The 10,068-nt window shown below is 64.3% G+C and carries 7 protein-coding genes; 3 read left to right on the top strand and 4 right to left on the bottom strand.

Annotation, left to right across the window (positions count from 1 at the left end; genetic code table 11):
• Window positions 1-14 precede the first annotated feature (14 nt).
• Complete coding sequence (locus J7367_RS19515; RefSeq protein WP_057664084.1) at window positions 15-773, bottom strand: SapC family protein; 759 nt, start codon at window positions 771-773, stop codon at window positions 15-17.
• A gap of 81 nt (window positions 774-854) precedes the next feature.
• Here J7367_RS19515 and J7367_RS19510 point away from each other — a divergent pair, with 81 nt between their 5' ends.
• Complete coding sequence (locus J7367_RS19510; RefSeq protein WP_057664081.1) at window positions 855-1,097, top strand: hypothetical protein; 243 nt, start codon at window positions 855-857, stop codon at window positions 1,095-1,097.
• A 1-nt stretch (window position 1,098) separates the two neighbouring features.
• On the opposite strand, the gene J7367_RS19505 is transcribed toward J7367_RS19510, so the two are convergent.
• The 3 genes from J7367_RS19505 to soxR all read right to left on the bottom strand — a co-directional run bounded on the left by J7367_RS19505 (window position 1,099) and on the right by soxR (window position 7,967).
• Window positions 1,099-4,257 carry a TonB-dependent receptor gene (locus J7367_RS19505; protein ID WP_057664078.1) on the bottom strand — a complete coding sequence of 1,053 codons (3,159 nt, stop codon included), beginning with the start codon at window positions 4,255-4,257 and terminating at the stop codon, window positions 1,099-1,101.
• A 1,035-nt stretch (window positions 4,258-5,292) separates the two neighbouring features.
• Complete coding sequence (locus J7367_RS19500; RefSeq protein ID WP_057664075.1) at window positions 5,293-7,302, bottom strand: M1 family metallopeptidase; 2,010 nt, start codon at window positions 7,300-7,302, stop codon at window positions 5,293-5,295.
• Window positions 7,303-7,520: 218 nt separating this feature from the next.
• Window positions 7,521-7,967 (bottom strand): redox-sensitive transcriptional activator SoxR, encoded by a 447-nt coding sequence (soxR, locus tag J7367_RS19495; RefSeq protein WP_022558808.1) that lies wholly within the window; start codon window positions 7,965-7,967, stop codon window positions 7,521-7,523.
• A gap of 99 nt (window positions 7,968-8,066) precedes the next feature.
• Here soxR and J7367_RS19490 point away from each other — a divergent pair, with 99 nt between their 5' ends.
• Entirely contained in the window at window positions 8,067-9,440 is a 1,374-nt protein-coding gene (locus J7367_RS19490; RefSeq protein WP_057664073.1) for an MFS transporter, read from the top strand.
• Window positions 9,441-9,579: 139 nt separating this feature from the next.
• On the top strand, window positions 9,580-9,822 hold the full coding sequence (locus J7367_RS19485) for a hypothetical protein (protein ID WP_176214973.1): 243 nt from the start codon (window positions 9,580-9,582) through the stop codon (window positions 9,820-9,822).
• Window positions 9,823-10,068: the final 246 nt, after the last annotated feature.

The raw sequence follows: 10,068 nt of genomic DNA, 5'->3' as shown, positions 1-10,068 counted from the left end.
TGTTCAGACCTTCCTTAGGCGTACGCAGCAACGGGGTCGCTGTGCGACTGCTGCAGGCGGCGCTGCTTTTCGGCCATCAGCCGGCGCACATTGTGCAGCGATGCCAGCATCAGGAAGGCACCTTCCAGATAGCCGGCCTGATGCAACTGCTGCAGCGCGTGCGCATCCAGGGCGGCAAGCCGCTCGCGGTCGATGGCGAACAAGCCCTGCAACTGCGTGGCATGGCTGGCATCCAGCGCAACCTCCAGGCGCACCGGTTGAATCAGCCCAAGCGCGTCGAAGGCGGCCGCCATCGCCTGCCCTGCGTCCACGCCATCGCGGATGCCGCGCAACACGCCGATGATATGTTCCAGATACGGGCTGTGCCCGCCCTGCGGCAGGAACACCGCTTCGCCCTCGCTGCGGCTGATGCGCGGATGTTCCAGGTCGACATGGATCACCGGCTCCTGTACCAAGGCCCCATCGACGTGTTGCTCCTGGAAACCGATCAGGAACGGTCCCTTGGCAACGATGCCCGGCAGGTAGCTGGCATTCCAGCGCCCGTCCTGCAGAAACAGGTTTTCATCCTGCGCAAAGCCCAGCAGCGCCACCGGCTGGTAACCACTTCCGGCCGGATCCTTGCGGAAGAACAGCGGATACTCGCGCTGCAGCTCGGCATATTCGGTGACGAAGGCCGGCACCACGCCGATTGCATCGCCAAATTCCGCACCAAAGCGCAGGATCACGCGCAGGTCGTGATGGGCCACGTTGTTGAGCACTGCGTATCGGGTCATCTAAAACTCCAGCAGCCGTCCGTCGCGGAGGGCTGCAGTCATGAAGAAACTCGGTCGCACGCATTCCCCGCGCGCTTATCGATGCTGAGCATTGCCAAAAATGCGTGCGCCGGCAAGCCGCAGGGCAGCAACACGCTGCGCCGCGACGAAGGCCAGCGCATGACGCATGCGTTCGCACTGCAAGCCGACGGCCTCTCCATAGACGGAGCGGGCACGGCGGCACTACACGGCTGTAGAACGCACGCGAGCAACGGCGCAACAACCGGTTGCGGCCGCCATCACACGATGGCGGCCGCAGGATTTACGACGAACAACGCGTGGTAATTCAGAACGCGTACCGCACGCCCAGCGTGTAACGCGGCTGCTGGTCGATCAGGCGGATGATCTGTTTGTCCGAGCGGCCGTGCCAACGCACGTCCTCACCGGTCAGGTTGATCGCCTCGAAGCCCACCGACAGCTGCTTGTTGAAGGCGTAGCTGACGCTCAGGTCGAACTGCTGATACGGCTCGACGTAGTACGGGTTGCGGTTGGCATTGTCCTGGTTGGCAGCGATCAGGTATTCGTCACGCCAGTTCCAGGCCAGGCGTGCGCTCCAGCCATACTTTTCGTACATCAGCATGACGTTGGCGGTGTCGCTCAGGCCGAGCAATGCAAACTGATCGCGATCGATGACGGTGTTATCGAACGCCACATCTCCTTCCACGATGGTGTAGTTGGCGTAGATGCCGAAACCGGTGCTGCCGAAGAAGTACTGGCCGCCGAGTTCCCAGCCGTGGATGTTGGCCTTGTTCTGGTTGATCGGCCGCGACACATCGAACTGATACAGCGGGTCGGAGGCGTTGCCGGCGATATCGTAGGCATTCTCCAGCGCAAGGCTCTGCGCCGAACTGCCGTTGTAGGCGCTCAGCCCGCCGGTGGCAGCCGCATTGCGCAGCAGCGCCATGGCCGCAAACAGCGAGGTGTCGTTGGCCGAACATGCGCCTGCGACATCGTTGCCGGCCGCACCCACCTGGGCGGCGCAGGCCCCGCTTTGCAGGAACGCCAGCGCAGCCTGAGCATCCGGCCCGGAGGTGGGGTCGGTCAGTCCGTACAGCGATTCACGCGTAACGGTATTGCCGATGAAATTGCTCACGCGCTTGTTCCAGAACGTCGCTGACACATAGCTGGCATCGGCGAAATACCACTCCAGTGCCAGATCGAGGTTGTCCGATTCCAACGGATCGAGCGTGGGCGTCTGCGAGTCGCCGCCGGCGCGGTTGGACGGGTTGATCAGGATCGAGCCGTTGGGCGTGTTGGGCGTGGGCCCGGCGATGAGATTGTTGTACGGTGCGCGTGCGATGGTCTGGCCAAACGAGGCGCGGCCTTTCAGCGAATCGGTGAAATCGATGCTGAAGTCCATGTTGGGCAGGATGTAGTTATAGCTGGTCTTCTCGCTGAAAGGCTGCTGGTCGGTGGAACGGATCAACTGGAAGTCGTTGTTGGACAGCCACAGCAGCGCGGTGGGCGTGGCCACCTGCGAGGTGGACTCCACATCGGTGCGCTCGTAGCGCAGCCCCAGGCGCGTATTGGTGGTCATCCCGGCGATGGCGCCGGCAATTTCCAACTGTACGTAGGCCGCGCGGGTCTTTTCCTCCACCCGGTTGTCGGCGGTGTATTGCGGGTTGTAGCGCGTGGTTGCGCCGTACTGGCTTCCGCCCCACAGCGCCAGCTGATCTGCATCGCCACGCCATGCACTGGAGGCCGCGCCGCTGGGATTGAAATCCTTGAACATGCCGGTGATGCTCACCGGCTGCAGCAATGCGACCATGCCCGGCTCGTTGCCCGCATTGGCCACGCCCCAATCGCCCAGCGTCGAATTGGTCTCGCTGACGAGCCGATGCATGGTGGTGTTGGTGGAACTCACGCCGAACTGGAAGCGCCCGTCGTCGAAATCGAACTTTCCGTCCAGCCGTCCTTCCTTGGTTTCGGTCACCTGCTTCTGATAGAAAATACGCAGCACCTGCGAGCCGAGCTCGGCAGGGGTGAAAGCGGGATTGACCACGCCATTGGTGTTTGCCAGCGAATCGGCCGCAGTGGGGTACCAGGTGCGTGCGCCGATCGGCAAGGAATTGTTGAACCACAATTCCTGCCCCCATTGGCCACCGCAGTACGGCCCGTTGGTGCAGTTGTTGGTGCCGGCGAAACTGAAATAGGTCGCGCTGCCGCCGGTGGTCGGGTCGTTGGGCAAGCTCTGCGTCTTGGAATTGTGCGCATCGAAGCTCAACTGGAAGCGGTCGCTCACTTGCCAATCGGCATTGAAGCCCAGCGAGCCGAGCGTGTACTTCTGCTCGTTGCGCTGTTGTTCCATGCCGAAGTCCTTCGCGCCATTGGGAACATCGCGCAGATAGACCGGCGTGGCCACGGCCTGGCCGGTGTCGAAGGTCAGATCGGTAAAGCTGTTGGCGCGCTGCAGCCAGATGCCCTGTTCACCGCGCTCTTCGCGGATCTCGTTGGCCGAGTAGGTGTAATCCAGGGTCAGGGTCAGGCTGTCGGTCGGTGCGAACTGCATCACCGCCTGGCCATTCATGCGTTCGCGCTGGAAATCGGCGAACGCATAGCGCAGGTCGTTGGGCATGCCGTACAACTGGCCGATCGCCGGCGCGTTGGTCACCACCGCGTCCGGGCGCAGCGCCGGGTCGGTGCCGGTCCAGCGCTGGATATTCCAGGTATTTTCGGTGGCTTGGACAGAACCGCCATGGCGCTTCTGGTAGCTGGCACTCAGGCCGATACCGAAGGTCTTCTCCGGGTTGGTATAGCTGAAGATGCCCGACACTTCCGGGGTGAGCGAATCGCCGAAGGGCTCAGAGCGGTCGGACACCATCTTGGCGCCGGCATTGGCCACCACGCCATCGTGGTTGAACGGCTTGTCGGTCTGGATATTGATCGTCGCACCGATCCCGCCGCTGGGCGCCGTTGCGCGGCTGGTCTTGAACACTTCGATGCCGGTGATGGCTTCGGAAGCGAGCTGGGCGAAGTTGAACGCGCGCGTGCCGACATCCACGCCGCCGATCGGTGTCTGGCCGGGCGCGCCGAAGGCATCGGCACCGGGGATCAGGCGGCCGTTGAGGGTGACGGTGTTGAACTGCGGGCCGAAGCCGCGTGCGGTGACCTGCGCGCCTTCGCCATCGCGGCGTTCGATGGAAATACCGGTGATGCGTTGCAGTGATTCGGCCAGGTTGGTGTCCGGAAACTTGCCGATGTCTTCGGCGCTGATCGCATCCACCACGCCTGCGGCATCGCGCTTGATGCCCATCGATTGGTTGAGGCTGTTGCGGATACCGGTCACGTTGACGGCGTCCAAGGTGGTGGCGGAATCGCTGCTGGATTGCGGCGCCGGTGCAGGCGGCGGAGCGACATCCTGTGCAAAGGCGGGATTGATGACCAACAGGCCACCAACGAAGGTGAACATGGCCTTCGACTTGAAGCTGTTCAACGTACGACGCATCGATGTGTCCTCGGGAGTGGAGTCCAACCGCCAACGGCCGATATCGCGGCATGCGATACGGCGGAATCGTGGCCACTGCCCGACAGGTCGTGGCCAACGCTGCTGCAACTGCTGGAGCCACCAATCCAACGCCATGCATGGGTCTTGCAAGCGCAGCCGGCGCCTGGATCGGACATGCCCTGATGGCATTCCCCTCCTTTCACCGCGCCGCACGCGCCACGCAACAACCGCTTGACGTTGTGTCAGTTGCCCTCGATCTGTCCCCTAGCACGCAGGCTGACGATCGCCCCTTCGATCGTCGACCTGCGGTGTGCGCATGCACGTCTACCCGCCGCAGCAACGGCGCTGCTCTGCCAATGCTGCGTGTGTTGCAGGTTCTTTGCACGACGTGTCAGCCGGTGATAGCGCTAACATGCCGCGCAGCCTAGTCAGGGCATAAAGGGCTTGTCACCGTGCGTTGCAGCATAGTGATGGCTGTGCACTGTTACAGCCGATACCGCAGTCGCTTGAGCCCGCATACGGTTTTCAATGCCGGCGGGGCTGTAAGCGTTATCACGGCATTACGCAAAAACCGTCGGGTCGAATGGTGAAATTTGCATAATGAACGTGTCGCACTGGAGTCGGATGCGGCGACTGCGCAAACTTTGAATGACGACCAGCGCCGCGCGTCTAGATTGCGCATGTCGACGTCGGCGCTGCACCGGACACGGCAGCACGCTGCAGGCGCCTGCCGATTACACGTCGCCTGTGTATCAATGCAGCAACAAGCATCGCGCATGAACAAGACAATGCGCGCTTCGCAATCGATTGCGCTGATCTGGGCGACTGATATACGCCGTCAGTCGTCGTCGGGCGAACCATCGTCATCGCACGGGAACCGCGGCGTCTGTGTGCTACCGAACGATGCCACGCAACTGCTGCGCTCGTCGGGTTGTCAACGCAGGCGATTATGTCCGTTCCCGTCGGCGGTTGCCGCACGCAGCCACCGACGCGACCGCGCTGCGGCCACGTCGGCACCCACGCCTCGCGCAATGCTCAGCCGGTCACGTCCACGCGCGCGTCGCTGCGGTCGGCATCTGGCAGCACATGGTCGGGGTCCAAGGTGACGTGCAGCACCTTCTGGGTGGTCGGCAGCGTCAGCGTGGGCGTGGTGGTCTGCAGCCAGGTTTCCACCGGCACGCGCCGGTCCAGGTGGCTGCCATCGGCCAGGTCCGCACGCACGGTTACCGGCATCACCAGCTTCTGCCGGCTGCGCAATGTGACGTGCACGCCCTTGGCAGGATCGTGGTCGACGTAATGCGCTTCGGTGATGCCCATGTCCAGCTGCCAGTTGTTGAGATACCAGCCGCGCCACCACCAGGACAGATCTTCGCCACTTTCGCTTTCCATCAGCCGAAAAAAGTCCGACGGCGTGGGATGCTTGTAAGCCCAGGTGGCGATGTATTTGCGAAACGCAGGATCGAAGCGTGCCGGACCCAGGATCTGCTCGCGCAACAGCACCAGCCCCAACGCGCCCTTGAAGTAGGTCAGCGGATGGCGATAGGTCTCGCTGGTGGAATCGGCGTTGTCCATCAGCGTGGGCGCATGGGTGTCGGCCAGTAGCGGCAGGATTTCGTCGACCGGGTTGCCGCCTTTGGGCGCGTATTCCGAATCGCGCTTGGGCGCATATTCCCCCTTGTTGAACGCATCCGATGCATACACGTCGATGAAGGTGTTGAAGCCTTCATCCATGAACGCATGCCGGCGCTCGTTGGAGCCGACAATCATCGGGAACCAGGTGTGGCCGATTTCGTGTGCGGTGATCCAGAACAAGTCCTTGCCGCCGTCTTCGAAACCATCGAAGACGATGCCGGGATATTCCATGCCGGCTCCATAACCACCCAGGTTGATCGCGGCTGGCCACGGGTACGGATACCACTGCGAAAAATGCTCGATGGCGCCTTTGACGTATTCGGTCGAGCGGTTCCACTTGTCTGCGCCCACACCTTCCACCGGGTACACCGACATCGCAAGCGCGTGCTTGCCGCCCGGCAGATTGATGCGCGCCGCGTCCCAGACGAACGCCGGCGATGCGGCAAATGCGACATCGCGGGTGTGGTCCATGTGGAAGCGCCAGGTCTGCGTGCCCTTGCCCGCCGGCTTGGCCGCACGTGCGGTTACCTCGGCAGGCGTGCGGATCAACACGGTGCGGTCGCTTCCGCTGGCTTGCTCCAGGCGTTGCTGTTCGGTGCGGCTGAGTACGTCCTGGGGATTGGTCAGCGCACCGGAGCCGGCGACCAGAAAGCCCTCCGGCACGGTCACTGCGTAGTCGAAATTGCCGTACTCCAGGTAGAACTCCGATCCCAGGTAGGGTTGCGTGTCCCAGCCACGCAGATCGTCGTACACCGCCATGCGCGGGTACCACTGCGCAATCTCGTAGATCTCGCCTTGCTTGCTGGCACTCACTGCGGTGCGCCCGCCCCAGGTGCCGGGGATCGTGTAGCGATAGCGAATATGCACGGTGAGCGCCTTGCCCTGCCCGGCCAGCGGTTGCGGCAGATCCACCCGCATGCGGGTGTCGTCGACGATGAAGTGCGCTGACTGGCGGCGCCCGCCTTGATCGATCTCGACGCTGGCGATCTGCATGCCATCGGTGAACTCTTTGCGCCTGAGCGGCCGGCTGGCGGCAGCGCGCGCGTCGGCGCGGTAGATGTTCTGGTCCAGTTGCAGCCACAGCACGTCCAGCGTGTCGGGGCTGTGGTTGGTGTAGGTGATGGCGGCCTCGCCGCTGAGGGAATGCGTTGCCGGGTCGATGCTGGCGCTGAGGTCGTAGTCGGCGCGGTTTTGCCAGAACGCCGGGCCAGGTACACCGCTGCCGCTGCGATAGGCATTGGGAGCGTCGGGCAATTGCAGGGGCGCGAACAAGGCCAGCGGATCGAACACGCTGGCCGGAGCAGGCGTGGCGGCCGTGGCGGCGCTGGCGGGCGCGGCAGCGGCAAGCGCCGGCGCAGTGACGCAGGCCAGAGACAATGCAACGGTGAGTGATCGGCGCACGGTGGGGGTCATGCGAAATCCTGCGGCGGAGGGGATTCCCATCCTACGGCGCAGAGTGTCGCGCGCGGCAATGCCATTTGTCCCGGTTGCGGCTGCCTGAGGTTTCGGACAGGCCCGCCGACGGATGCTCTGGTGGAGCGCCAGCCACGCATCACAGGCGCAGATCGTCTCCGCGCGGTCCACCGACCCCGGGCATGGCCCGCTGCGATGGACCAGATGGCCAAGCCGACTTACTCCGCCATCAAACCACCCAACCGCAATGCTCCCTCACCGCTGTGGCCCATGGCATCGTCCGGATTGCTCAGGCGGCAGCGACGCAGCGACAGGCAGCCGCAGCCGATGCAGTCGGTGAGCTGGTCGCGCAGGGCCTGCAGTTCGTTGATGCGCGCGTCCAGCTGGCCCCGCCAGCGCGCCGACATGCGCGCCCACTCCGCACGCGTCGGCGTGCGTTGATCCGGCAACACGGAGAAGGCATCGAGCACCTGCTGCAGCGGCACGCCCAATCGCTGCGCCACGCGAATCACCGCGATCCGCCGGAGCACATCGCGCGCATAACGGCGCTGGTTGCCGGCGGTGCGCAGGCTGCTGATCAAGCCTCTGCGCTCGTAGAAGTGCAGCGCCGACACCGCCACACCACTGCGCTTGGCGACCTCGCCCACGGACAGCTCACGTTGCATTGCCTTGACCTCAACTTAGGTTGAGGCAGGATGCTGCGCGGCCATCGCCGGTGCAAGCACCGGTCGCGCCTCTACACACGTTTCGTCCCTGGATGTTCGATGCCCACCGAGAGACCGATCACTGCCGCAGCGCTGCCAATCGAAACACAGACCACCTCCATCCTGGCCGCGCCTTATCGCGCGGCGACGCTGGGCATGGTGGCGCTGGTGTCACTCAATGCATTCGAGTCGCTGGCGGTTGCCGCCGCCATGCCGACGGTGGCGCGCGAGTTGAACGGGCTGCCGCTGTATGCGTTGGCGTTCGGCGGCGCGCTGGCCACCAGCGTGATGGGGATGACGGCGGCCGGGCGCTGGAGCGACCGTCGCGGTCCTGGCGGTGCGTTGGCTGCCGGCCTGTTGTGCTTTGTGGTCGGCCTGCTGGTCGCCGGCCTGGCACCGAGCATGCCGATGTTGATCGTCGGACGCCTGCTGCAGGGGCTGGGGGCCGGCGCCTATTCGGTGGCCTTGTACGTCATCGTCGGGCGGCTGTACCCCGAGGTCTTGCGCCCGCGCGTGTTTGCCGCGTTTTCGGGCGGCTGGGTGGTGCCATCGTTGATCGGGCCGGGCATCAGCGGATTGATCGTGCAACACCTGGGCTGGCGTTGGGTATTTTTGTCGGTGCCACTGCTGGCGATTCCGGCTGGATTACTGCTGTGGCCAGCGCTGCGCGGGCAGACCTGGACACGCGACAGTTCCGACGCGCCAACCGCTTCGATGGGCTGGGCTGTCGGAGCGGCGGTGGGCGTGCTTGGCGTGTATCTGGGCGGGCAACTGCATGGCATGCTGGCGCCGGGCGCCATGCTGCCGGCCTTGTTGCTCTCTGCGTATTGCGCCTGGCGCCTGCTGCCGGCTGGCACGTTGCGGCTTGCGCGCGGATTGCCCAGCGTGATCGCGCTGCGCGGCATTGCTGCGGCCGCCTTCTTCGGCTTTGAAGCCTTTTTGCCGCTGCTGCTGTCGCGCGAACGCGGACTTTCGCCGCTGCTGGCCGGCGTGGCACTGAGCGTGGGTGCGTTGGGCTGGTTTGGTGGCTCGTGGTACCAGGGCCACAGCCGCGCCGGTTGGTCGCGCCCTCGCCTGCTCAAGAGCGGCGCGCTGTTGATGACCCTGGGCATTGCGATCAGCTCAGGTGCGGTGTGGCCGGCGATTCCTGCGACGTTGGCAATTGCCGGCTGGGCGCTGACCGGCCTGGGCATGGGCCTGCTGTATCCCAGCCTGTCGGTGGTGCTGCTGTCGCTGTCGCCACCGGCGCAGCAAGGCGCCAACAGCTCCGCCTTGCAACTGAGCGAAGCCATCGCGGTGGCGGCCACGTTGGCGCTCGCGGGCGCATTGTTCGCTGCGCTGCTGACATCGGCCACGCGCGCCGCCTACCTGAGCGTGTTCGTGTTGGCGTGGTTGCTGGCGGTGGCGAGCTTTCTTGTGGCGCGGCGGGTGTGACTTCGTCCGCGTGAACGCGGGCATCGACGTGACACCGCACCGCGACTGCCGAGGCGACGTGGCTGGTCGATGGCAGCACGCGAATGACATGCATGGCTTAGCGGGTCGGAACGACCGACGTGATCTCCAGGTTCACCGCATGTCGGGCATCGCTCGATGCCGGCCTGACTATCGCAACGACGCCAGCGCCGACCACTTTGCCGATCCTGCCGGGATCGCAGTGATTGCGAAGGACGAAAGCCTCTCGCAACCGGCTGGTCATTTTTTCGCCACCCATCTTGACAGCGTTGCAGGCCGGGGCCTGCGCACACTTGTCCACAGCCTTGTGCAACTTCCATCCACAGGGGGTGTGGAAAAGATGCGTCGCCTTGCATGCGCCTGAGGCCTTGCGCCCCGCTGGCGCATGTGTCAGGCGCGACAAGCGGGGCCAGCGCAGTGGCATTGCCGCTGCCGACAACGCGCTGGCCAGTCCCAGACCCGCTTCTAGGGAAGGTCTGAACAACGAGACCTGACAGGGCGGAAGGTGGCGTCGTTCCGAAGAGTGGCTTTTGGAACTTCGGAATTTCGCCATTTCTGGCGCTTTCCGCGGGAATTTCCCGGTTCACAGACGCACGCTCCCCATCGCCGG

The organism is Xanthomonas sp. D-36-1, from assembly GCF_017746155.1.
GTDB lineage: Bacteria > Pseudomonadota > Gammaproteobacteria > Xanthomonadales > Xanthomonadaceae > Xanthomonas > Xanthomonas cissicola.
The sequence above is the reverse complement of the archived record's forward strand: the minus strand, read 5'-3'. Positions and strand labels throughout refer to the sequence as shown.

Bases quoted from the DNA above. Each gene is read 5' to 3' on its own strand.
- J7367_RS19490 (WP_057664073.1), top strand. From the start codon at position 8,067: ATGCCCACCGAGAGACCGATCACTGCCGCAGCGCTGCCAATCGAAACA.
- J7367_RS19500 (WP_057664075.1), bottom strand. From the start codon at position 7,302: ATGACCCCCACCGTGCGCCGATCACTCACCGTTGCATTGTCTCTGGCC.
- J7367_RS19515 (WP_057664084.1), bottom strand. From the start codon at position 773: ATGACCCGATACGCAGTGCTCAACAACGTGGCCCATCACGACCTGCGC.
- J7367_RS19505 (WP_057664078.1), bottom strand. From the start codon at position 4,257: ATGCGTCGTACGTTGAACAGCTTCAAGTCGAAGGCCATGTTCACCTTC.
- J7367_RS19510 (WP_057664081.1), top strand. From the start codon at position 855: ATGCTGAGCATTGCCAAAAATGCGTGCGCCGGCAAGCCGCAGGGCAGC.
- J7367_RS19485 (WP_176214973.1), top strand. From the start codon at position 9,580: ATGTCGGGCATCGCTCGATGCCGGCCTGACTATCGCAACGACGCCAGC.
- soxR (WP_022558808.1), bottom strand. From the start codon at position 7,967: ATGCAACGTGAGCTGTCCGTGGGCGAGGTCGCCAAGCGCAGTGGTGTG.